Annotated in this window: 18 protein-coding genes; 14 read left to right on the top strand and 4 right to left on the bottom strand. The window is 68.3% G+C overall.

Annotated elements, in window-relative coordinates:
• The first annotated feature begins 33 nt into the window (after window positions 1–33).
• The 6 genes from DIE13_RS04590 (at window position 34) to DIE13_RS04565 (ending at window position 7,222) form a co-directional block, all read left to right on the top strand.
• The gene (locus DIE13_RS04590; protein WP_124826036.1) at window positions 34–1,155 is read left to right on the top strand and encodes a branched-chain amino acid ABC transporter substrate-binding protein; all 1,122 of its coding nucleotides are present in this window, start codon (window positions 34–36) and stop codon (window positions 1,153–1,155) included.
• A gap of 63 nt (window positions 1,156–1,218) precedes the next feature.
• A complete protein-coding gene (gene lhpH, locus DIE13_RS04585; protein WP_124826035.1) occupies window positions 1,219–2,226 on the top strand; it encodes a trans-3-hydroxy-L-proline dehydratase in 1,008 nt (335 codons plus the stop codon).
• 209 nt (window positions 2,227–2,435) lie between these two features.
• Window positions 2,436–4,973 (top strand): penicillin-binding protein 1A, encoded by a 2,538-nt coding sequence (locus DIE13_RS04580; RefSeq protein ID WP_233409990.1) that lies wholly within the window; start codon window positions 2,436–2,438, stop codon window positions 4,971–4,973.
• Window positions 4,974–5,052: 79 nt separating this feature from the next.
• A complete protein-coding gene (locus DIE13_RS04575) occupies window positions 5,053–5,928 on the top strand; it encodes a PilZ domain-containing protein (RefSeq protein ID WP_124826033.1) in 876 nt (291 codons plus the stop codon).
• A gap of 277 nt (window positions 5,929–6,205) precedes the next feature.
• The gene (locus DIE13_RS04570; protein ID WP_124826032.1) at window positions 6,206–6,535 is read left to right on the top strand and encodes a DUF4148 domain-containing protein; all 330 of its coding nucleotides are present in this window, start codon (window positions 6,206–6,208) and stop codon (window positions 6,533–6,535) included.
• Window positions 6,536–6,817: 282 nt separating this feature from the next.
• On the top strand, window positions 6,818–7,222 hold the full coding sequence (locus DIE13_RS04565; protein WP_124826031.1) for a lysozyme inhibitor LprI family protein: 405 nt from the start codon (window positions 6,818–6,820) through the stop codon (window positions 7,220–7,222).
• A 107-nt stretch (window positions 7,223–7,329) separates the two neighbouring features.
• Here DIE13_RS04565 and DIE13_RS04560 read toward each other — a convergent pair whose 3' ends face one another.
• Complete coding sequence (locus DIE13_RS04560) at window positions 7,330–7,977, bottom strand: response regulator transcription factor (RefSeq protein ID WP_006755659.1); 648 nt, start codon at window positions 7,975–7,977, stop codon at window positions 7,330–7,332.
• On the bottom strand, window positions 7,974–10,076 hold the full coding sequence (locus DIE13_RS04555; RefSeq protein WP_124826030.1) for a PAS domain-containing sensor histidine kinase: 2,103 nt from the start codon (window positions 10,074–10,076) through the stop codon (window positions 7,974–7,976). The genes DIE13_RS04560 and DIE13_RS04555 overlap by 4 nt, the downstream gene beginning before the upstream one ends.
• Before the next feature lie 319 nt (window positions 10,077–10,395).
• Here DIE13_RS04555 and DIE13_RS04550 point away from each other — a divergent pair, with 319 nt between their 5' ends.
• The 5 genes from DIE13_RS04550 to DIE13_RS04525 all read left to right on the top strand — a co-directional run bounded on the left by DIE13_RS04550 (window position 10,396) and on the right by DIE13_RS04525 (window position 15,937).
• Window positions 10,396–10,866, top strand: coding sequence for a universal stress protein (locus DIE13_RS04550; RefSeq protein ID WP_124826029.1), 471 nt, complete (start codon window positions 10,396–10,398; stop codon window positions 10,864–10,866).
• Window positions 10,867–11,204: 338 nt separating this feature from the next.
• Window positions 11,205–11,711 carry a cupin domain-containing protein gene (locus tag DIE13_RS04545; RefSeq protein ID WP_124826028.1) on the top strand — a complete coding sequence of 169 codons (507 nt, stop codon included), beginning with the start codon at window positions 11,205–11,207 and terminating at the stop codon, window positions 11,709–11,711.
• Window positions 11,712–11,902: 191 nt separating this feature from the next.
• Window positions 11,903–12,928 carry a DedA family protein/thiosulfate sulfurtransferase GlpE gene (locus DIE13_RS04540; RefSeq protein ID WP_124826027.1) on the top strand — a complete coding sequence of 342 codons (1,026 nt, stop codon included), beginning with the start codon at window positions 11,903–11,905 and terminating at the stop codon, window positions 12,926–12,928.
• A gap of 438 nt (window positions 12,929–13,366) precedes the next feature.
• Window positions 13,367–14,749, top strand: coding sequence for an amino acid permease (locus DIE13_RS04530; protein ID WP_124826026.1), 1,383 nt, complete (start codon window positions 13,367–13,369; stop codon window positions 14,747–14,749).
• Between the two features lie 252 nt (window positions 14,750–15,001).
• Window positions 15,002–15,937, top strand: coding sequence for a universal stress protein (locus DIE13_RS04525; protein ID WP_124826025.1), 936 nt, complete (start codon window positions 15,002–15,004; stop codon window positions 15,935–15,937).
• Window positions 15,938–16,509: 572 nt separating this feature from the next.
• Here DIE13_RS04525 and DIE13_RS04520 read toward each other — a convergent pair.
• A complete protein-coding gene (locus DIE13_RS04520; protein WP_124826296.1) occupies window positions 16,510–16,920 on the bottom strand; it encodes a hypothetical protein in 411 nt (136 codons plus the stop codon).
• 594 nt (window positions 16,921–17,514) lie between these two features.
• On the opposite strand from DIE13_RS04520, the gene DIE13_RS04515 reads away from it, so the two are divergent.
• Both DIE13_RS04515 and DIE13_RS04510 read left to right on the top strand, forming a co-directional pair.
• The gene (locus tag DIE13_RS04515) at window positions 17,515–17,769 is read left to right on the top strand and encodes a DUF3562 domain-containing protein (protein WP_124826024.1); all 255 of its coding nucleotides are present in this window, start codon (window positions 17,515–17,517) and stop codon (window positions 17,767–17,769) included.
• Between the two features lie 195 nt (window positions 17,770–17,964).
• Window positions 17,965–19,764 carry a methyl-accepting chemotaxis protein gene (locus DIE13_RS04510; RefSeq protein ID WP_124826023.1) on the top strand — a complete coding sequence of 600 codons (1,800 nt, stop codon included), beginning with the start codon at window positions 17,965–17,967 and terminating at the stop codon, window positions 19,762–19,764.
• Between the two features lie 76 nt (window positions 19,765–19,840).
• Here the strand turns inward: DIE13_RS04510 and DIE13_RS04505 are convergent, their stop codons facing one another.
• Window positions 19,841–20,878 carry a sigma-54-dependent Fis family transcriptional regulator gene (locus tag DIE13_RS04505; RefSeq protein ID WP_124826022.1) on the bottom strand — a complete coding sequence of 346 codons (1,038 nt, stop codon included), beginning with the start codon at window positions 20,876–20,878 and terminating at the stop codon, window positions 19,841–19,843.
• Between the two features lie 335 nt (window positions 20,879–21,213).
• Between DIE13_RS04505 and DIE13_RS04500 the strand changes: the two genes are divergently transcribed.
• On the top strand, window positions 21,214–23,199 hold the full coding sequence (locus DIE13_RS04500; protein ID WP_124826021.1) for an ATP-binding protein: 1,986 nt from the start codon (window positions 21,214–21,216) through the stop codon (window positions 23,197–23,199).
• Window positions 23,200–23,206: the final 7 nt, after the last annotated feature.

The raw sequence follows: 23,206 nt of genomic DNA, 5'->3' as shown, positions 1-23,206 counted from the left end.
ATTGGTTTCACACAAAACCAATCAGGAGACACCATGCGACACGTCGTTACAGCACTCTCGGTGGCCATTGCCGCCGGCGCGCTGACTTCCGCCCACGCGCAGGAAGTCGTGATGATCGGCCATTCGGCGCCGCTGACCGGCCCGCAGGCCGCCAATGGCAAGGACAATGAAAATGGCGTGCGGCTGGCCGTCGACGAGCTCAACAAGGCGGGCGTGAAGGTTGCCGGCAAGACCGTCACGTTCAAGCTGCTGTCCGAGGACGACCAGGCCGACCCGAAAGCGGGCGTGCAGGTCGCGCAGAACCTGATCGACAAGGGCGTCGTCGCGGTGCTCGGACCATACAACTCGGGCGTCGCGATTCCCGCGTCGCGCGTGTACGCCAATGCCGGCGTGCCGCTGTTGCCGGTCGCGTCGAACCCGGCGCTCACGCGCCAGGGCTTCAAGAACATCTTCCGGATCGGCGCGAGCGACGAACAGCTCGGCGGCACGATGGCCACGTTCGCCGCGCACACGCTGCACGCGAAGACGGCCGCCGTGATCGACGACCGCACCGCATACGGGCAGGGCGTTGCCGAGCAGTTCATGAAGGTCGCGAAGGAGAGCGGGATCAAGATCGTCGACCAGGAGTACACGAACTCGTCGGCCAGCGATTTCCTCGGCATTCTCACCAAGATCAAGGCCAGCAACCCCGACGTGATTTTCCTCGGCGGCTATGCGGCGCAGGGCGCGCCGATGGCCAAGCAGATGAAGCAGCGCGGGTTGCGCGCGAAGCTGCTCGGCGGCGACGGCATCTGCTCGGCCGACATGGGCAAGGTCGCGGGCGACGCGGCATCGATCGTCTACTGCGCACAGGGCGGCGTCGCGCTCGAGAAGACCGCGGCCGGCCGCGAATTCCTGAAGAAGTACCACGACACCTATCACACGGATACGCAGGTCTACGGCGTCAACTACTACGACGGCATGAAGCTGCTCGCCGACGCGATGGTCAAGGCGGGCACGACCACCGACAAGGCGAAGCTGATCGCGCAGCTGGCGAAGACGAACTACGTCGGCGTCGCAGGCACCTACTCGTTCGATTCCAACGGCGACCTGAAGGGCGCGCCGACGACCGTCTACGTGATCCGCAACGGCCTGCCCGAGCCGTACGCGAAGTAATCGTCAACCGTCACCGGACGGCCGCGGAGCCGCCGTCCGTCGTTTTCACGCATTCGATCGCCCATGAAAATTTCCCGATCCCTTTCCACCGTCGAAGTCCACACCGGCGGCGAAGCGTTCCGTATCGTCACGAGCGGGCTGCCGCGCCTGCCCGGCGACACGATCGTCCAGCGTCGCGCGTGGCTCAGGGAGAACGCCGACGAGATCCGCAAAGCACTGATGTTCGAACCGCGCGGCCATGCCGACATGTACGGCGGCTATCTGACCGAGCCGGTTTCGCCGAATGCCGATTTCGGCGTGATCTTCCTGCACAACGAAGGCTATAGCGACCACTGCGGGCACGGCGTGATCGCGCTGTCGACCGCGGCGGTCGAACTCGGCTGGGTGCAGCGCACCGTGCCGGAAACGCGGGTCGGCATCGACGCGCCGTGCGGCTTCATCGAGGCATTCGTCAAATGGGACGGCGAGCACGCGGGGCCGGTGCGCTTCGTCAACGTGCCGTCGTTCATCTGGCAGCGCGACGTGTCGGTCGACACGCCGTCGTTCGGCACCGTGACCGGCGACATCGCGTATGGCGGCGCGTTCTATTTCTATGTCGACGGTGCGCCGTTCGACCTGCCGGTGCGTGAAGCGGCGGTGGAAAAGCTGATCCGCTTCGGCGCGCAAGTGAAGGCCGCCGCGAACGCGAAATATCCGGTCGTGCATCCGGAGATCCCGGAAATCAACCATATCTACGGCACGATCATCGCGAACGCGCCGCGCCATCCGGGCTCGACGCAGGCGAACTGCTGCGTGTTCGCGGATCGCGAGGTCGACCGCTCGCCGACCGGCTCCGGCACCGGCGGGCGCGTCGCGCAGTTGTACCTGCGCGGCTTGCTCGCGGCCGGCGATACGCTCGTCAACGAGTCGATCGTCGGTACCGTGTTCAAGGGGCGCGTGCTGCGCGAGACGACCGTCGGCGACATCCCGGCCGTGATCCCGGAAGTCGAGGGCAGCGCGCATATCTGCGGATTCGCGAACTGGATCATCGACGAGCGCGATCCGCTGACCTACGGCTTTCTGGTGCGCTGAGCGTCGGCGCCCGGCTCCCCCGTTGTACCAGGTTTGGCGCGCCGTCCCGTTGCGGGACGCGCGCCTTTTTTTGCACGTGAACACTCGCGGCCGGATGCCGTTCTCGCATGCGCGGGGCGGCTACCCGCCGGTGTGGCGCGCGAGTTTTGGTACGATGCAGCCTTTCCAGCAGATCCCCCACCCGCGTGAATCGCCGAAACGTGTCGTCTGTGCGTGACTTCTGTGCCAAGTGGGTCGCGCGCGCCCAACCCGTCGCCGCCGCTGCCGCCGTGCCCGTCAAGCGTGTCCTGGCCGTCGCCTGGCACCATCTTCGTCATCCGACGCGCCGCGGCGTACTGCTCGCGGCCGCCGCGGTGCCGGCGCTGTTTGCGCTGTACGTGCTGCTGCTGATCCCGTTCACGCCGAGCATCGGCGACATCCGCAAGGCGCGGGTCGACCAGCCCGCTCAGGTGCTGTCCGCCGACGGCAAGCTGCTGGCGGAATTCAAGCCGTCGAACCGCGAATGGGTGCCGCTCAAGCAGATCTCGCCGCACATGGTCGACGCGCTGATCGCGACCGAGGACCACCGTTTCTACGAGCACCACGGCCTCGACTGGAAGCGCACGGCGTCGGCCGCGCTCCATACGTTCTCGGGCGACCGCCAGGGCGGCTCGACGATCACCCAGCAGCTCGCGCGCAACCTGTACCCGGACGAGATCGGCCGTGCGCCGACGCTCACGCGCAAGGTGAAGGAAGCGATCACCGCGCTGAAGATCGAGGCCGTCTACAGCAAGGCCCAGATCCTCGAGACCTACCTGAACACGGTGCCGTTCCTCTACAACGCGTACGGCGTCGAGATGGCCGCGCGCACCTACTTCGACAAGTCGGCCGACGAACTCGACGTGCTCGACAGCGCGACGCTCGTGGGGATGCTGAAGGGCAACAGCTACTACAACCCGGTGCTGAACCCGGAGCGCGCGCTGCAGCGGCGCAACACGGTGCTCGGCCAGATGGTGAAGTACGGCAAGCTGTCGCCCGCGCAGTTCGCCCAACTGCAGCGCCGGCCGCTGCGCATCGACTTCGAACGCCAGAAGGAGTCGCCGGGGCCCGCGCCGCACTTCGCGCAGCAACTGCGCAAATGGCTGATCGGCTGGGCCGACCGCAACGACTACAACATCTACTCCGACGGGCTGGTCGTGCGCACCACGATCGACTCGCGGCTGCAGCAGATGGCGACCCAGGCGCTGACGCAGCAGGCGAACCAGTTGCAGGGCATCGCGAACAACGCATGGAGCGGCCGCGACGGCTGCGGAACCGACAACGAGGTGTTCCGTACCTTCATGCGCGAGTCGCCCGAGTACAAGGCTGCGCTGGATGCGGGCAAGAACGATGCGGCGGCGATGAAGCAGCTCGCGGCCGATCGCGGCTTCATGCGCGCGCTGTGCAAGGCGAAGACCGACGTGCAGGCCGGCTTCGTCGCGATCGATCCGCGTGACGGGCAGATCCGCGCGTGGGTCGGCAGCCGCGACTTCACGAACGAGCCGTTCGATCACGTCGCGCAGGCGCGGCGTCAGCCGGGTTCGACGTTCAAGCCGTTCGTCTATGGCGTCGCGTTCGCGAACGGGATGAAGCCGGACGACACGCTCGTCGACCAGCCGGTCGAGATTCCGCTGAAGGGCGGCGAGATCTGGCGCCCGAACGACGACGTGCCGCCGTCGGGCAAGCCGATGACGCTGCGCGACGCGGTCGCGCTGTCGCGCAACCGGATCACCGCGCAGGTGATGGAGAAGGTCGGGCCGGCCGCCGTCGCCCGGCTCGCACGCGACATGGGCGTGCGCGAAAGCCCGCTCGAGCGCGTGCCGTCGCTCGCGCTCGGCACGAGCCCCGTGACGCTGAAGGAGATGGTCGCGTCGTACGCGACGATCGCGAACGGCGGGCTGTACATCGAGCCGCAGATGGTGACGCGCATCGAGAATCGCCAGGGCGACGTCCTGGCCGAATTCGCACCGGCACCGCCCGAGCGCGCGCTCGATGCCGAGACCGACAAGACGCTGCTCGACGTGATGCGCGACGTCGTCACGCGCGGAACCGGCGGCAGCATCCGCACCCGCTTCGGTATTCGCGGCGACGTGGCCGGCAAGACCGGCACGACGCAGGACAACGCGGACGGCTGGTTCATCCTGATGCAGCCCGGCCTCGTCGCCGGCGCGTGGGTCGGCTTCGACGACGGCCGCGTGACGCTGCGCAGCGACTACTGGGGGCAGGGCGCGCACAGCGCGCTGCCGATCGTCGGCGAGTTCTTCCTGCGCGCGCAGCGTGCTCGGATCATCGACACGAAGGCGAAGTTCGACACCGAGCCGTCGCCGGGCTGGTTCGCGATGGTGCGCGACCGCGTGACGGACCTCTTCGACGGCTGGTTCAAGCCCGAGCCGACGAAGCCGCCCGCACCCGTCAGGACGCAGCGTATCGAGCGTCAGCCCGAGGCCGATGCCGATGCTGCGTCGGCTGCTTCCGCCGCATCGGCGCCCGACGCGGCATCCGGCGGCGTGGTCGAGGAGTGGGTGCCGGCGTCCGAGGTGGCGGCGTCGGCGGCTGCGCTGTCGGCGGCTGCGCCGCAACTGCAACCGATGCAACCTGCGCAACCCGCACCGCCGCCGGCCGCGGGTGGCAGCACGGCGGGCGCGGGCAGCACGGGCAGCGGCGCCGCGCCGGCCGCTGCGCCGCCACCGGCGCCGGCTTCGCCGGACGCCACCGGCGGTTCGGAGTAACCGAGCCGTTCAGTTTTCGCGCGAAGTTGCCGTAATGAAGGTGTTGCGACAACTCGCGCGCTCGCCCCGCGCCTTTCCGATGCGGCTTACCACCGATCACGTCGCGCTGGCGCGCGACGACTTCTCCGCCGGCGTCCCGCTCGGCTTCGATCTCTACGATGCGAGCGGCGCCGCGCTGTTGCCGGCCGGCACGACGCTGCGCGATCCCGCGCAGCACGCATTCCTGTTCGAACATTTCCGCCCTGTGCGCAAGCGCGACGGCACCGAGTCCGACCCGCGCACGCGCGACACCGCGCCGGCCGCGACGCGGATGACGCTGTCGGCGGGTGCCGCGATCGGCATTCGCCGCCGCGTCGGCACGACGCGCGCGCTGCAGCGTTGCCGCCTGATCGGCGTCGGCGCCTCGGGTGTGCTGTTCGTCGAGCCTCGGACGGCGGCGGAGTTCGATTTCGCACCGGGCGACGATGTCGAGGCGGTCGCGATCGGCCGTTCGGCGGTGTCGCGTTTCGGCGCGACCGTCGAATCGGTGCACTTGTCCGGTGCCGCGCCGTTCATGGTTCTGTCGCGGCCGGGCTTCGTCGACCGGCTGCGAACGCGCGCGGAGCCGCGCGTGCCGGTACGGATCGCGGCGTGCTGCTCGGGCGGCCCGGCGGGGACCGAAAGCATCGGGATCGTCCGCGACCTGAGCCTGAGCGGACTGTCGATCGCCGTCGACCGGCCGATCGCGGCGACCGGCGAGCCGCTGCACGTGCAGCTTCCATGCCTGGCGGCCGACCGCGTCGAGTTGCTGACGCTCGCCAGCACGGTGCGCGCGGTGCACGCCGATCCCGCGGCGCCGGCATGGACGCTCCATCACGCCGCGTTCGACGAAACGGCCGCGACCGACCGGATCCGCCTCAAGGCATTGCTGTTCGACCTGTCGATGGCGTCGGGGGAGGCCGATCCGGTCCGCTGACGTCGACTCGCGGCGGTGGTTCGATCCGAGGCAAACAGGCGCGGCTGGCCCGTCCGCTCCGATGGGGCCGGCCGGCGCGCGTTCGGCCGCATTGCATTTGAATGCGGCGGAAATCATCTGACGATTGAGCGGAATGCGCGCCGATTGTACGGTTTACGTCAACAGTGAATTAGCGATTTAGGTATTTACCCTGATGTTGGCCGAGCCTAGACTTCTACTCATGCGCAACAGACCACGAGTCCTGAGCGCCTGACAAAACAATCTGGAGGTAAGCATCATGAAATCGCTGATCAAGGCAGTTGCACTGGCCGCTCTGGTGGCCGCACCGGTCGTCTCGTTTGCGCAATCGAACCAGCAGCCGCTGACGCGCGCCCAAGTGCGTGCCGAACTGGTCCAGCTCGAAAAGGCCGGTTACAACCCGAACGACTGGATGAACTACCCGGAAAACATCCAGGCTGCACAGGCGAAGATTGCCGCAGCGCAGGGCACTGGCGCGTCGGTTGACGCCACGGGCTACGGTTCGAACCCGAGCGCGACGTCGCAGTCCGGCCAGCGCGTGGTCGTGCCGGCCGCAGCCGATCGTGCGTCGGTGTACTTCGGCCACTAAGCCGTTCGCTGCACGGCGGTTTTCGAACCGCCGCCCGGTCGTATCGAAAAGCCCGCACTTCAAGCGCGGGCTTTTTTGCGTCCGCGGCCCGCGCGGCGCCGGCTGACAATCCGGTGCGCGTGCGCTAGCATCGCGGTCGATACCGACGCGGTACGACAGCCGTTGCGCCTGGGGGGCCAGCGCCGGCCTGTCCGCAGCACCGCGTGCCGGCGCTCGGCAGCATCGCCGGTCAGGCATCGGGTTCCACGACATCAACGAACAACAAACAATCCAGGAGCATCCATGCGTGTGTTGACCGGTCTGCTGTGCTCGCTGGCGCTGACGGCGAACCTCGCCCATGCCCAGGCGAATTGCGCGGACGCGACGGATCAGGCGGCAATGACCGCGTGTGCCGATCGTGCATACAAGAAATCCGATGCGGAACTGAACCGTACGTACCAGGCCGTCGCCGCCAGGCTGCACGACGCCCGGCCGCTCGCCGAGAAGCTCGTGAACGCGCAGCGCACGTGGATTGCCTACCGCGATGCCGAATGCAACTTTTCCAGCGCGAACGCCGAGGGCGGCAGCGTGTATCCGATGGTCGTGTCGACCTGCCTCGACGATCTGACTAAGACGCGCACCGAGACGCTGAAGGGCTATCTGGCGTGCGAGGAAGGCGATCTCGCGTGCCCGGTGCCTGCCAAGTAACACAACCGCGCTTCGTGCCGCCGGCCGCACGAAGTGCAGTCGGCGCGGCGGGCCGGCTTCGTCCGTTACACGTCGTCCGTTACACGTCGTCCGTTACACGTCGTCCGTTACACGTCGTCCGTTTCGTCGAGCAGCTTGTGTCGCATCGCGTAACGGACCAGCGCCGCTTCGTGCGGCATCTGCATCTTTTCCAGAATCCGCGTCTTGTAGGTGCTGACCGTTTTCGCGCTCACGCACAGCGCCTGCGCGATCTCGGTCAGCGTCTGGCCGGCGGCGATGCGCCGGAACACGTCGAACTCGCGATCGGACAGCCGCTGGTGCGGCAGCGTTTCGGCCGGCTCGTTCAGGCTCTGCGCGAACTGTTCGGCCATCGCGAGGCTCACGTAGACGCCACCCGACGCGACCTTCGTGACCGCGCCGACCAGCTCCGCGCTCGCGCTTTCCTTCGTCAGGTAGCCCGACGCACCCGCGCGGAACGCGCGCACCGCGTATTGCTGCTCCGCGTGCATGGTCAGCACGAGCACGCGCAGCGCAGGCTTCTCGTCCTTGATCTGCTTGATCAGCTCGACGCCGTTGCGACCCGGCATCGACAGGTCGAGCACGAGCACCTGCGCGGGCGTCGAGCGGACGAGCGCGATCGTCGACGGGCCGTCGCACGCCTCGCCGGCCACCTCGAATCCGGTGGCGTTCTGGAGGATGTGCCGCAGACCGTCTCGCACGAGCGTATGGTCGTCGGCGATGAGCACCTTGATCATGAGAGGGTGGTTTCCTGTTGAACGGTGCTGAGGGGAAACGCGACGGTGATCGAGAAGCCGCGCGCGAGCGCGGTGTCGATCGTCACGGTGCCGCCCAGCATGTGTGCGCGCTCGCGAATGCCGATCAGGCCGAACGATTTGTCCTCGTGGGCCGGACCGCCCGGCGCCGCGCCGCGGCCGTTGTCCGCGACGCGCAGCACGCAGAAGCCTTCCTCGACGTCGAGCCGCAGCGCGACACGCGTCGCATCCGCGTGGCGCGCGACGTTCGTCAGCGCTTCCTGCACGATGCGGAACAGCGTGGTCGCACCCGCGCTGGTGAACGTCAGGCCGCCGGTTTCGATGTGGCGCTCGACGTCGATGCCGTAGCGATTCGTGAAATCGTTCGCGAGCCACTCGATCGCGGGCACGAGGCCGAGATCGTCGAGCATCACGGGCCGTAGGTCGGCCGCGATGCGCCGCACCGACGCGACCGTCGCGTCAATCAGCCGGCGCATGGCCTGCAGGTGCGACAGCATGCCTTCGTCGGGCTGCGCGCGCCCGGGCGTGCGCAACTGCTGTTCGACGACGGACAGGTCCATCTTCAGCGCGGTGAGCTGCTGGCCGAGGTCGTCGTGCAGTTCGCGCGCGATGCGGGTCTTTTCCTCTTCGCGCACGTTCTGCAGGTTCGCCGACAGTTCGCGCAGTTCCTCGCGCGACTGCTTCAGCGCATTATCGGCGCGCTGCCGCTCGGTGATGTCGCGCAGCATGACCGTGTAGAGCTTGCCCGACGCATCGCGGATCTGCGAGATCGACGCCTCGATCGGGAATTCCTCGCCGTTGCCGCGCAGCCCGAACAGTACGCGCTGACGGCCCATCTGACGTTCGGACACGCCCGTCACACCGAACTGGTCGACATGCTTCGCGTGCGCGGCGCGGAATCGCTCGGGGATGAAGCGCGACAGCGGCGCGCCGATCGCTTCCATCGCCGACACGCCGAACACTTGCTCGGCCATCGGATTGAAGATCACGACCGTCTGCTTTTCGTCGATTGTGATGATCGCTTCCATCGACGAACGGATGATGCCCATCATCCGCGCTTCGTTGAGGATGCCGCGGCTGCTGGCGCCGGCGTCGGCGCGGCCGCGCAGCAGCGCATGGACGAGCGCCGCGAACACGAACGACGCGATCAGTCCCGCCGCGAGCACCGTGCCGGCCGCGCGTTGAGCGCCGGTCGCGCTCGGGCGGCCATCGGCGGAATAGGCGAGCGTCAGCACCGTGCCACCGAAATTCAGCTGTTCGGACCGCCGCATCAGGTCGGGCGACATCGACGCTTCGTCGGTCGTCGTCTCGGCGCTCGCGAACGGGTGCGGGTCGTCGCCGGCGGTCATCCGCAGATCGAGCCCGCGTTCCGCGTCGAGCGCGCGCTCGACCAGGTGATTCGGACTCACTTCCGCGAACAGCACGCCGTCGGCGCCGGGCTCGTGCGGGCTGGATGACGCGACGGCCGTGCGCGGCGGGGCCGTCGCGGGCAGGAACAGCGTGAGGGTGCGCGTGTCGCGGGACGTATCGTCGTCGGCCGGGTGGATGCCGAGCGCGACGTCGCCGGTGCGCAGCGTACGCGCGAGCGGCGCGGCGTCCGACGCGCCGAAGCGGACGACGACCGAGCTCGATGTCGGGGCGCTGAGCGTGGCGACGGCCAGCGAGCCGGCCGGCATCGGCGCGTTGCCGGCGAGGGCGCTGCGCGCGGCCGGCGACAACGGCGCATAGCCGATCTGCCGGACCGGCGAATACCCGTTGTCGAGACCGAGCGTGTCGGCGTACCGGCGCCATTGGTCGGGTGTCATCTGCGGCGCGAGACCGTACGCGCCGCGCGCGCTTTCGAGCACGGCGACGCCGGACTGCAGTTCGTGGCGCAGCATCGCGGTCACATGCGCGGTGCGGCGTTCGAAGCGCGTATGGACGGCGCCCTGCCACTGCTCGCGAACGAGCAGCGCAACGCCGAGCGACAGCGCGGCGCCGGCGAACAGCGTGACGACGCCGGCCGCGAGCGGCTGGCGTAACATGGTCTTGAGGCGCGTGGGCCCTCGGGCATCACGCGGCGGGGTTCCACTGGCGGTCATTCGATGGCCATTCTGGTGTCGGGGCCGCCTGTGGCACGCAGGCGGCGCGGCAAAGCCGGGAAAAACCCGCACCGGCCACGTGCGGCGTCTATTTTCGAGATGAAATTGTGCGCGGTTTACACGCTTTTTGTAATAGGGGTCAGTTAAAAAGACGGTGACCGGGCGTTGCAGCGCGCGTACCGGCCGCACTTGACGCGCATCAACCGGCGCGCCGGCACGTGGGGCAGACTGTTCGGCAGGCGAGCGGGCATCGGGCCGGCTCGCGGTGACGGGCCTGCGTGGCGCAAAGCGCAACGCAGGCCCGGTCGGAGGGTGGACCATGTACAAGCGGATTTTCGTCGGGCTCGACGGCAGCCCGAGCGCGCGTCTCGCGCTGAACGAGGCGATCCGGATCGCGGCGGCGTCCGGCGGCGAAGTCATGTGCGCATATGTCGTCGAGCACCGGCCGCAGCTAGTCGACGTCGATGCAGGCTTTGCGGCCGAACGCGACGGCGATGCGGCGGCATCCGATGCGGCGACGCCGGTGCTCGACGACGCGAAAGCCGTGCTCGCGCAGCAGCATGTGCCGGGCACCGTGCGCGCGCTCGACGCGTACGGCGAGGACGTTGCCGCGGTGCTGATGCGCACGGCCGCCGAAGCCGGCGCCGATCTGATCGTGATGGGCACGAGCGGGCGCCACGGCCTGCGCCGGCTGCTGCTCGGCAGCGTCGCGGAATCGCTGCTGCGCGCGGCCGATCGGCCCGTGCTGCTGGTGCGCCACGACGAGGCGGCGGCAGCGGCGACTGCGTGACGGTCGCCTGGCGGCGCTGACGCATGGCGGGGCGGGCAGGGCCTTCGCGAGCAGATCGCTGTTGCTGGGCGATCGCGTGTCGCGCACGCTGATCGTCGCACCGCGTATGCGCATGCCGGCATGTCCGCCGCGCGGGACGGCCGGTTGCGTCGTGCCCCGTCCTTCTGGCAGCATCGACGCGGGTTCGCCCCTGTCGTCGCGCGCTGCATTGCGCGCGCGGCCCGGTTGCCGCGCGCATGGTCGCGGCGACCGATGCAGCGGTACGCCCCTCACGGCCTCGCGTCGTCGCTCGGCCGTGAGTCGCATACCGGTTCCATACTTGGTCCACGTCATCCGCCATGCCGATTTCCGCCGCCGACCTGATTCTCCAGTTCAACCTGCAGCCGCATCCGGAAGGCGGCTATTTCAGGGAAACCTACCGCGCGACCGATCCGGTCGTGCGCCCGGCCGACGGTGCGCCGCGCGCGGCGTCCACCGCGATCTACTACCTGTTGTGCGACGGCGCGTATTCGTCGTGGCACCGGATCCGTTCCGACGAGGTCTGGCATTTCTACGCGGGCGATCCGCTCGAAGTGTGGGTGCTCGACGAGCAGGACGGGCTGACGATCCACCGGCTTGGCAATCCGCTCACGCATCCGGGCACCGTGTTCCAGGCCGTCGTGCCGGCCGGGCGCTGGTTCGGCGCGCGCTGCGCGTCGTCCGGGCACGTTGCGCTCGTCGGCTGCACGGTGGCGCCGGGTTTCGAGTTTTCGGAATTCGAGCTCGCGGATGCGGCAGCACTGAGCGCCACCTTTCCCGAGTACGCCGAATACGTCGCGCGGCTCGCGCAGCGTTCCGACGCGTAAGTACGCCGGCGACGATCGTGCCGACCGCTCTGGCGGCCGCGGTCGAGCGCGGCCGCTGCGCGCGGCATTGACCAAACCCGTTTAGAATGCCCGTGATGCAGGGTTGGCTGCGGGCGTGCCGCGGCGACCGCTGCCAGCCGTATCGGCGGCCGCCCCGCCGCACGGTTCGCCAGTCTTCCAGGAGCGCCGCCGTGTGGCACTTTCCCATCGCGATTCCCTCGTCGCTCGGCCCGTGGGCCGTGTTCGCGAGCGTGCTGATCACGCAGCTCGGCGTGCCGGTGCCTGCCGTGCCGATGCTGATTCTCGGCGGCACGATGGCGGCGATGGGGCAGGCGTCCTGGGCGAGCATGTTCGCGGCGGCGATCGGCGCGACGATGCTCGCCGATTCGCTGTGGTTCTTCATGGGGCGCACGCGCGGCCGTCGTCTGCTGAACGGGCTCGTGCGCTTCTCGCTGTCGCTCGACACGACGTTGCGCTTCGCGCGTAACGTATTCGAAAGATACGGTGCGCCGCTGCTCGTCCTGTCCAAATTCCTGCCGGGCCTCGGGCTCGTGTCGGCGCCGCTGCTCGGCACGACCGCGATCGGCGTCGGCGTATTCCTGTTCTGGGATCTGGCCGGTGCGTCGTTGTGGGCCACGGTGTGGCTCGTCGGCGGCGCAGCCGTTCACGACCAGATCGTGCAGTTCGTGCTGTGGGTGCGCGCGAGCGGCGGCACGATCCTCGACGCATTCCTCGCGATCTTCATCACGTTCCTGCTGTACCGCTGGGTGCGCCGCGTGCAATTCCGGCGTTATCTGGCACAGGTGCGGATCTCGCCGCCGCAACTGGTCGAGATGATGACGTCGAACGAACCGCCGCTGATCTTCGATGCGCGCCCGCGCGCGGTGCGCGAGCGCGAGCCGTTCAGGATCGCCGGCGCGGTGCCGGTCGATCTCGATTCGCCGGACCTGCTCGATCCCGAGGTGCTGAAGCGGCCGATCGTCGTGTATTGCGTGTGCCCGAACGAGGCGACCGCGAAGCGCCTGATCGCGAAGATGCAGCGCAAGAAGATGATCCACAACATCCGCGCGCTGAAGGGCGGGCTCGACGCGTGGGAAAAGCACGGGTACCCGGTCGAGCCGCTGCCGGCCGATCTCGATGCGTCGCGTTATTTCGTGCGGCCCGACCACGGCGGGCTCGACGGCGAATATACGGTGCGCGCGACGTTGTCCAAATAAAGCGCACACCGCGCCGCCGATTCGAATTTCATTCCCTGATTTCAGACCAACCGGTCACTACGAAAATCGGTTGGCACGAAACGTCTGATTATTCATATAATCCCGCCTGCATATTGCGTGCGCTTGATTGCGCACATTCGACGCGAGTCCGTTCGCGCCGAAAGCGATTGATCCCGTTGCCGCCTGCTACGCGCACAGCCGCGTCGCGCGGGCCGCACGGGCGTATTCCGTGAAAGGCCCGATCCGTCTTCCGGATTGTTCCGGAACATGCCGATAATCTTCGGCGATTCCAATCGGAGTGGCGCAGTATCCGCAACGTTTTCATCTGGAAAACGGCGGCGGGGATTTTTCGTTTTCGGTTTGCCGGGATCGGCATGAACGGTCGCGCATTGACATCGACAATGACGGCGGCCGGTTCGCGGCTGCCAGGAGACGGACTTGAAACAACCAGAAGACCAGCTGCACCGCGGGCTGGAAGAGCGGCACATCAACCTGATGGCGCTCGGCGCCACCATCGGCGTCGGCCTGTTCCTCGGCTCGGCCACCGCGATCCGCACGGCCGGCCCGGCCATCCTGCTGACCTACCTGCTGGGCGGTATCGTGATTTTCCTGATCATGCGCGCGCTTGGCGAAATGGCGATCACCAATCCGGTAGCAGGCGCATTCAGCCGCTATGCACGCGACTACCTCGGTCCGCTCGCGGGCTACCTGACCGGCTGGACCTACTGGTTCGTGTGGATCGTCACCTGCATGGCGGAAATCACCGCGGTCGGCGTCTACATGCACATGTGGGTTCCCGGCGTGCCGAACTGGATCTGGGCCCTCGCCGCGCTCACCGCGATGGGCGCGGTGAACTTCATCGCGGTCAAGCTGTACGGCGAATTCGAGTTCTGGTTCGCGCTGATCAAGATCGTCACGATCGTGTTGATGATCGTCGGCGGCGGCCTGATGATCGCGTTCGGCATCGGTAACGGCGGCGTCGCGACGGGCATCTCGAACCTGTGGGCGCACGGCGGCTTCATGCCGCACGGCATCGACGGCGTGATCGGCGCGCTGCCGATCGTGATGTTCGCGTATCTCGGCGTCGAGATGCTCGGCCTCACGGCCGGCGAGGCGCGCAACCCGGAGAAGTCGCTGACGAAGGCCGTCAACTCGGTGTTCTGGCGCGTGCTGATCTTCTACATCGGCGCACTGTTCGTGATCATGTCGCTGTATCCGTGGGACCAGATCGGCACGCAGGGCAGCCCGTTCGTGATGACGTTCTCGCGGCTCGGGATCCCGGCCGCCGCCGGCATCATCAACTTCGTCGTGCTGACGGCGGCGCTGTCGTCGTGCAACAGCGGCCTGTTCAGCACCGCACGGATGCTCTACAACCTCGCGCAGCAGGGCCAGGCGCCGGCCAGGCTTGGCCGCGTGAACCGCAACGGCGTGCCGGTGTACGGCGTACTCGTGTCGGTCGCGCTGCTGCTGATCGGCGTGCTGCTGAACTATCTCGCACCGCAGCACGTATTCGTGTGGCTGACGTCGGTGTCGACGTTCGGCGCGATCTGGACGTGGTGCGTGATCCTGATCGCACAGATGCGCTTTCGCCGGACGCTGTCGGCCGACAGGGTCGCGCGCCTGCCGATCCGCGTGCCGTTCTATCCGCTCGGCTCGTTCGCCGCACTGGCGTTCCTCGCGCTGGTCGTCGTGCTGATGGCGTTCTCGCCGGATACGCGTGTCGCGCTCGTGATCGGCCCGGTGTGGATCGTGCTGCTGGGCATCGCGTATGCGGTGTTCTACGCGAACCGCCCGGCGACGTCGGTCTCGACGGAGTCGTAAGCGACCCGGGCGACGGGCGCTGCGCCGCGCACCCGAAATGTGCGCGCGGCGCAGCGCGGCCGGCACGTGTGTTGATCGCAATCATGCACGCGCGGCCCGGGCATCATATGCTGTTTGAATTGCTTGTCCGCGCTTCGCATGGCCATCCGCCGATGCCTGCGACCGCGCCGGCCGTCCGGCCGCCGCGCGTCGATTCCGCGCGAAGCTCCGGGCGTCGCTTCACGACGATGCACCCGCAAGGAGGCTTTCGCCATGCAATCCACCCAGTCCATCCCGCCGCTCGCCCGGATCGCGCTGGTCGTCGATCCGACACCGGAATCGCTGTCCGCCGCGCGCTATGTGAGCACGCTGCTGCGTCCCGGCATGCGGGTGCGCATCGTCTGCGCAATCGACAACCCGCGTCTCGTGCTGCCCGACATCCCGCGCATCGACGCGCTGCTGACGTCGGCGCGCGACGACATGGTGCGCGAAGCGCAGGCGGTGCTCGAGCACACGGCCGCGCTGTTCGCCGGCGCCGGCGTGGAACTCGAGCAGGCGATCGTCGATACGTCGGTCACGGGCGGCTCGGTGGCCAATGCGCTCGCGAACGATACGTCGACCTGGCAGGCCGATGTGCTCGCGGTCGGCGCGAATCCGCATCATGGGCTGCTGCGGCTCGTCGAAGGCGCGATGTCCGACACGCTCGCCACGCGTGCCCGCTGCGCGTTGCTGATCGTGCCGGCCGACTACGCACGGCCGTCGGACGGGCCGCTGCAGCGCCTGATGTTCGCGGTCGACGGCAGCGAGCCGTCGTTGCATGCGGTTCATGTCGGGCTCGGCTTCGCGGCGCCGACGACGCTGCTGTACGCGGCCTATGTCGTCGATCGCGCGGTTCGTCTGACCGATATCGTGCCGGTGCGCGCGCTGGAGGATGCGTATCGCGCGGAGGGCGAGGATGCGCTCGCGCGCATCGGCCCGGTGTTTCATGCCACCGGGAACCCGACCAAGCGCGGCATCGTCGAAACTCGTCCGACCAGCGACGACGTCGCGCACGCGCTGATGCGCGACGCCGTGCACTGGCATGCGGAACTGTTGGTGGTCGGCACGCACGGCCGGCGCGGTATCGCCGCGTGGCTGATCGGCAGCGTCGCGCGGCGCGTCGCCCATCTCGCGCAGGTGCCGGTGCTGCTGGTGCGCGGTGCCGCATGAATGTCGCGATGAAGCACAAGCGAAGCGGACATTCGTTGACCTGCATCAGAAACGGCGTGAATGTTGCGTGAGACATTGACGCAATATTGCCGGTGGAAGACGGTTCGTCCGTGTGCGATGCGTGCGCACGGATACATCGGTCGCGCGACGCGTCGAAACGTGCCGACAATGCCCGCGATCGAACGCGCGGCGGGCGTCGTTTCTCACCGGTCATTTTCCGGAACCGGGCCATGCATCGCATGGCGCGATCCGATCAAGCACTCTCTGGCACGAGGGTAGGCAGCAGGCTGCTGCCTTGGGCGACGGACGGGGTGTCGATCACCCCGTCCGCTTCCCCGGCCCCGTCGAACAGCTTTCCTCGCAGGAATGCTTCGTTGATGTCGCCGTGCGGAACGGCGCGTAATGACACGTAATCACCTATCACGGCACGCGATCGCGCGGTTGCGGATCGGTGTGGACGTCGGCATGCGATGCGCTGTCACGCACTATGCGCTCGCTGCCGGAGCGTCGACGCAGTCGTGATGCGGCCTCGTGCCGCGCGGGCTGCGTTCGGGCATGCAGGCGTCACGCCGTTACGTGATGCGAAGGGCGTGCAGGGCATGCCGACGGCCGGCGCCGCGGCATACGCGTGCGCGGCGATGCGCGCCATGCAATCGTCCTCGTGTGCCGGGCGCGCGATTGCGCAGCCGCGGCCAGCCGGGGCGCGTCTTGCGGCGCGTTCCCGGAACGACCGGTGCATCGGCAGCGGCGCGTGCGCACAGCGCGGTGGCGAACCGCTGCAGCGCGAACACCGACCCCGCGACGCTCTGGTATTTTTCGCGGCCGATCTGCCCGTCGAGCGTGACGAGCAAACCCGACTCGCGCGCGAGCGCGAGCAGCGCGTCCAGATCTGCGGGCGGGCGGATGCCGGCCTGCACCGCGGGCGCGGCGTGCTCAGGTGTGCGCCGCTGTCCGTCCCGGGTCCGGAAGTTACGAGGTGTCATGGTTGGTCTCCTGCGCCGGACCCCGCGTACCGGCTCGACGGCCGGCTGAGCGATGACCCGGTATGAACGCTCGGTTCGTGACGTCAGTATCGGCCCGGCGGCCGGCATTGCCAATCGGCGCGTGCTGAAGTCGCTGTCAGGCATTGCGCGCGACCTATCGGAATCCGCTGACACGCGAGGCGAACGATCTGCCGCGGCGCCGCGGTTCGGTTCGGCCGCGCACGGCACCCCGTGCCGCGATCCGCTGCATTTCAACTGACGAATCGTGGCCGCTGCCGGCGCTTGACGCAGGTTTTCGACCGGACTAAGTTCCTCACTGCATCGACGTCGCGCGGCGCTCCATCTGCCGCCTGATCGACGGTGCCGCGCCTCGGGGCGGCGTGGCAAGGCTTCCAGTCTTCCAGTGGTTCGCGGGCGATCTGCCTCGCGGGCGCTGTGCGCGCACCGGTCCTTCGGCGGATCGGCGCGACGGTATGCAACATACCGTTGATCGAGCGCAAACACGCTTCGGCGCATCGCACGCCGGGCGGCCGTCCAGTCTCCAAACTTCCGGTAGCGTCATCTTTTCGTTCCTCGACCGTCAGGAGCTCGTCGATGTCACAGGACAATCTGCTCGATTCACTCAAGGAAGTCGCCGAACGGCGTGCAATCGGCGCCGACCAGTTGCGTACGATGCTCGACGACGAAGTGCGTGCACTGTCGTCCGACGCGCGCGTGCACGATTACATCCATGTGTTCGCGATTCGCCACCTGCGCGAACGGATGCGCAGGCAGGACGAGCTCGAACGCGATACGTCGGCCGGCACACCGCACCGCGAACCGGATCAGGCGACGAGCCGCCGTCTGTGAAACACGGGCGCCGCGGGCCGGCCCAGCCCCCCGCGGCGTCTGCGCAATCGTCCTGACAGCGGGCTTGCGACGGTCGGCGGATTTCGTCAGACAATTGACTGAATTGTCGCGACGGCCTCAAGTAAGCGGCGCAAATGCCGTATACCCGGTGAATTCGTCCACCGGGCGTTCGCGCTCCCTTACCGAGTCGTTGCCATGTTCTCGTCCATCCGGACCCGTATCCTCGCCGCGTGCGTTGCCATCGTCGTATTCGCACTCGTCGCCACCACACTGATCAATTATTTCATCGCGCACACGTACAACGACGACGCGATCGACCGCAACCTCACTTCCGTCGCCAGCGGCCACGTGGTCGGCATCGGCGACTGGGTCGCGACCCGGAGCCGGATGATCGTGTCGCTGCAGGACGCCGCCCTGTCGCCCGATCCGGTGCCGGTCTTCAAGCAGATGGCCGAGGCCGGCGGCTTCACCAACGTCTACGTCGGCTATGCGGACAAGGCGTTCCATTTCTCCGACCCGACCGGCATCGGGTCCGACTACGATCCGACCAGCCGTCCGTGGTACAAGCAGGCCGCGCAGGCCGGCAAGCCGGTCGTCACGCCGCCGTACATCGACGCGGGCACCGGCAACCTGGTCGTCACGTTCGCGGTGCCGATCCTGCGCGATGGCGGGCTGAAGGGCGTCGTCGCAGCCGACGTCGCGATGGACAGCGTGATCGCGAACGTGAAGTCGATCCGCCCGACGCCCGCGAGCTTCGGGATGTTGATCGACAGCAACGGCCACATCGTCGCGCATCCGGACGCGAAGCTCACGCTGAAGCCGGTCACCGACGTGTCGCCCGATCTCGGCGCGCTCAGCGCGGCGGCGCTCGCCGGCGCGAGCGCGCCGGTCGAAGTGCACGTCGGCGGCGACGCGAAGCTGGTGCGAGCGCAGGCCGTGCCGGGTACCGACTGGTATGCGCTGGTACTGCTGGACAAATCCGAAGCGACAGCCGGGATGCGTTCGCTGCTGACCGCTTCGCTGATCACGCTGGTGGTGATCGTCGGCGTCGCGTCGCTGATCGTCGGCGCGATCACGGCGACCGCGTTCCGCCGCCTGTCGCAGGTGCGTCAGGCGATGGCGTCGATCGGCTCGGGCACGGGCGACCTCACGCAGCGCCTGCCGGCCGAAGGCCGCGACGAGGTGGCCGACATCGCGCGCTCGTTCAACAGTTTCGTGGACAAGCTGAACGACGTGATGCGCCAGATTCGCGATGCGAGCGAGTCGGTGCGTACGGCCGCGAACGAAATCGCCGCCGGCAACCAGGATTTGTCGTCGCGCACCGAATCGGCGGCGGCGAGCCTGGAGGAAACGGCCGCGTCGATGGAAGAAATCACCGCGACGGTCGGCCAGTCGGCCGCTGCCGCCGGCCAGGCCGACGAACGCGCGGCCGCCGCGTCGCGGATCGCGTCGCACGGCGGCGTGGTCGTGTCCGACGTCGTCGCGACGATGGAGAGGATCGAGGAAGCGTCGGGCCGGATCGGCGACATCATCGGCGTGATCGACGGGATCGCGTTCCAGACCAACATCCTCGCGCTGAACGCGGCAGTCGAGGCGGCGCGCGCGGGCGAGCAGGGGCGCGGTTTCGCGGTGGTCGCGCAGGAAGTGCGCAGCCTCGCGCAGCGCAGCGCGCAGGCCGCGCGCGAGGTGAAGGTACTGGTCGAATCGACGGTCGCGAGCGTGTCGGCCGGGTCGGGGCAGGTGCGCCAGGCCGGCGACACGATGCGCGAGATCGTGTCGAACGTCGCGAACGTTACAACGATCATCTCCGAGATCACGCACGCGGCGAACGAACAGACGCGCGGGATTCAGGAAGTGAATCGCGCGGTCACGCAGCTCGACGAAATGGTGCAGCAGAACGCGGCGCTCGTCGAACAGTCGACCGCGGCCGCGACCGCGTTGCAGACGCAGGCGAACGCGCTCGCGTTGACGGTCGGGCAGTTCAAGGTCGCATGACCTGGGCCTGAGCCGGGCGGCGCGATCGGCAATCGGCCGATCCGTGTGCTCGCAATGCGCGTGACGGTGCCGGCCGTCAAGTGTTGCCGTCGTCGCGCATCAGCGCGAGACGGTTGTAGAGGGTCTTCAGGCTGATGCCGAGCGCTTTCGCGGCTTGTGGCTTGTTGCCGTCGAAGTGATCTAACGTCGCCGCGATAAAGCGCTGCTGTACATGGTGCAGCGTCGCGCCGAGCGGCAGCGCCATGGCATCGTCCGACGTATGGCCGGGCAGTATCGTCGGCTTCGGCAGCGCGACGTCGATCCCGTCGTCCGCGAGGATGTACGCGCGCTCGATCGTGTTGTGCAGCTCACGCACGTTGCCGGGCCACGAATACGCGCGCAGCGCCGCGATCGCCGCATCGGTCAGCTGTTTGTGCGAGCGGTGCCGCGCGTTTAGTGTGTCGACGAATTCGTGCGCGATCGTCTCGACGTCGCCGTCCCGCTGGCGCAGCGGCGGCACGTACAACGCGAACGCGGCGAGGCGGTAGAACAGGTCCTCGCGCAGCCGGCCGTCGCGCACGGCCTCGGCCGGATTGTGACGGGTCGCCGACAGGATGCGCACGTCGAGCGGGATCGATTCGGTGCCGCCGACCCGCACGATCGTGTTGGATTCGAGCGCCCGCAGCAGCTTCACTTGCAGCGCAGCGGGCATTTCCGCGATCTCGTCGAGCAGCAGCGTGCCGCCGCACGCGGCTTCGAAGAACCCTTCGCGCTGCGCGACCGCGCCGGTGAAGCTGCCTTTCTCGTGGCCGAACAATTGCGCCTCGGCGATATCGGCCGGAATCGCGCCGCAGTTCACGGGCACGAACGGCCCGTCGCGACGCGTGCTGAGGTCGTGCAGCCGGCGGGCGACGATATCCTTCCCGACCCCGCTTTCGCCGGCAATCATCACGCTCGCGCGGGTCGGCGCGATTTTCTCGATACGGCCGAGCAACGTGCGCATCGCGGCGGAGCGGCCGGACAGCCGGCGTGCATCGGCGCGTTGTTTTGAACGGGGGGCGGATTCAGCCATGGGTTCAGGCGGGCCGGTTTGAAAATAGGCACCGCGCGTTTCCTTCGTTGCAATATTTATCATCGACAGCGCAACGGAACGGAAGGTGCCGCGGTATAGAAATTTCCAATGCCGGGGCCGATGCTGCAAGGAATACTCGATCGCGGCGGTCGGGTCGCCCAGCGGTGCGTTTTTACATCGCTGCAATGAAAAATCGAAAGCCGCGTGCAATCGCATCCGCGCAGATGCGGCGTCCGGCCGACCGGCACGCCGGCCGTGGTCCGCGGTGCCGGGGGCGGTGCGGCGCGGTAGCGAACGGTCTGGCCTCGGGTACGTCCGTTGCGGGGGCGCGTAGGCTCGCCCGATGCGTTCGACGGCATGCCGTCGCATGACGGTCGCTGGCGCGATGCAAGGAAACGATGAGGACTTATACCCGTGAGCTGTTCCGGCAGGGTGCATGGGTCGTGCTGGCCGTCGGGGCGGCGTCCGCGCTGCAGGCGTGGGCGATGCGCGTCGTCGGCGCGCATGAACCGTTTGCACCGCTGCCTTTCTATGCAGGCGTCGCAGCCGCCGCATGGCTGACGTCGTTCGCCGGCGGGCTGGCCGCGACGGCTGCCAGCGTGGCCGCGATCGCCGTGCTGTGGTGGCCGGATGCGCCGATGGCCGCGCTGCTCGCGCAGGCCGGCGCGTTCGTCGCGATCGGTTTCGTCGAGTGCGTGCTGGTGATGGCCGTGAAGCCGCTGCTCGCGAGCGAACGGCTGCGCGGCGCGGTCGATGCCGCCGAGGACGCCGGGCGGATGCCGCGACACGAACCGGCTCCCGCGGCGCGCTCGCTCGACGACATCCTGCTGCGCCGCGTGGTCGATGCCTCGCCCGATGCGATCGTCGGCGTCGATGCCGACCGGCGGATCACGAGCTGGAATCCGGCCGCCCGGCGCATCTTCGGCATGGATGCCGCGACGGTGCTCGGACACGACGTGACGACGCTGATCGCGCCGCGCTGGCTGCGCAGGCATCCCGTCCCCGTGTCGTTCGCGAACGCGCGCGCGCCCTCCGGCCCGCTCGACATCCTCTGTTTGCGTCGCGACGGCGGCCGCTTTCGCGCGACTGTCGCGGCGTCGCCGATCGTCGACGCACAGGGCAACTGCACCGGTTTGTCGATGACGCTGCGCGAGGCACGCGAGCGTCGCCGCGAAGAGCGGCGCGACGTGCGCTCGTTGCGTGGCGCGCACGACGCGCGCGTGCAGGCCGACGAGTCGAACCGGATGAAGGACGAGTTGCTGGCCATCGTGTCGCACGAATTGCGCACGCCGCTGAACGTGATCTACGGCTGGGTCGAAGTGCTGCGCAGCGCCGACGGTCAGGGCTTCGCGCACCAGGCGATCGACGCGATCGACCGCAGTGCGCGATCGCTGGCGCACATGGTCGGCGACCTGCTCGACGCATCGTCGCTCGCAACCGGCCGCATGCGCCTCGAATGCATGCCGGTCGACCTCGTGCGCATCGTGCGCGAAGCGGCGCGCGAACTCGGCGCGAGTGCCGAGGCGAACGGGCTCCAGTTGTCGACCGACTGCACGATGGCCAACTGCGTGATTTCCGCCGACGGCGAGCGTCTGCGCCAGGTGCTGTCCAACCTGCTGTCGAACGCGATCAAGTTCACGCCGCCGGGCGGACGCGTCAGGATCTCGCTGACGCGCGCCGGGGCGCGCGTCCGCCTGTCGGTCACCGATACCGGGCAGGGCATTTCCGCCGAGCGCCTGCCCCATCTGTTCGACACGTTCAACCGGCCCGAAGGCGCGTCGGCGTCGCCGAAGCGCGGTCTCGGGCTCGGGCTGTCGATCGTGCGCAACATCGCACGGCTGCACGGCGGCGAAGTCGCGGCGACGAGCGACGGCGTTGGGCGCGGCACGACGGTCACGGTCATGCTGCCGGTCGACGCGGACGGCGACGATTCGTTCGGCCACCCGCTGCGGCCGAGCGGCGCATCGACGGCGGTCGCGCTCGACGGCCAGCGCGTGCTGGTCGTCGACGACGACGCGACGTCGCGCGCGAGTCTCGCCGCGGCGCTCGAAACGCTCGGCGCACAGGTGTCGACCGCGCAATCGGGACACGACGCGCTCGACGTCGTCGCACGGCAGCGCCCGAGCGTCGTGCTGTCCGATCTCGCGATGCCGGACGGCGACGGCTTCTGGCTGCTCGAGCATATCCGGCATCTGCCGGACGGCCGCGCACGCTTGCCGGTCGTCGCGGTGACCGCGCATGCGGGCAGCACGGACCGCAACCGGGTGATGGCCGCCGGTTTCGATGCGTATCTGTGCAAGCCGGTCGATATGCCGACGCTGGCGAGCGTGATCGTCGACGTATCGCCGGATGACCGGAAGGCCGGATGCGGCTCGCGTCGCTGACGCGCGG

It is taken from the genome of Burkholderia sp. Bp9016, from assembly GCF_003857765.1.
GTDB lineage: Bacteria > Pseudomonadota > Gammaproteobacteria > Burkholderiales > Burkholderiaceae > Burkholderia.
Note: the sequence above shows the minus strand (reverse complement) of the source record. Positions and strands in the feature narration are given on the sequence as shown.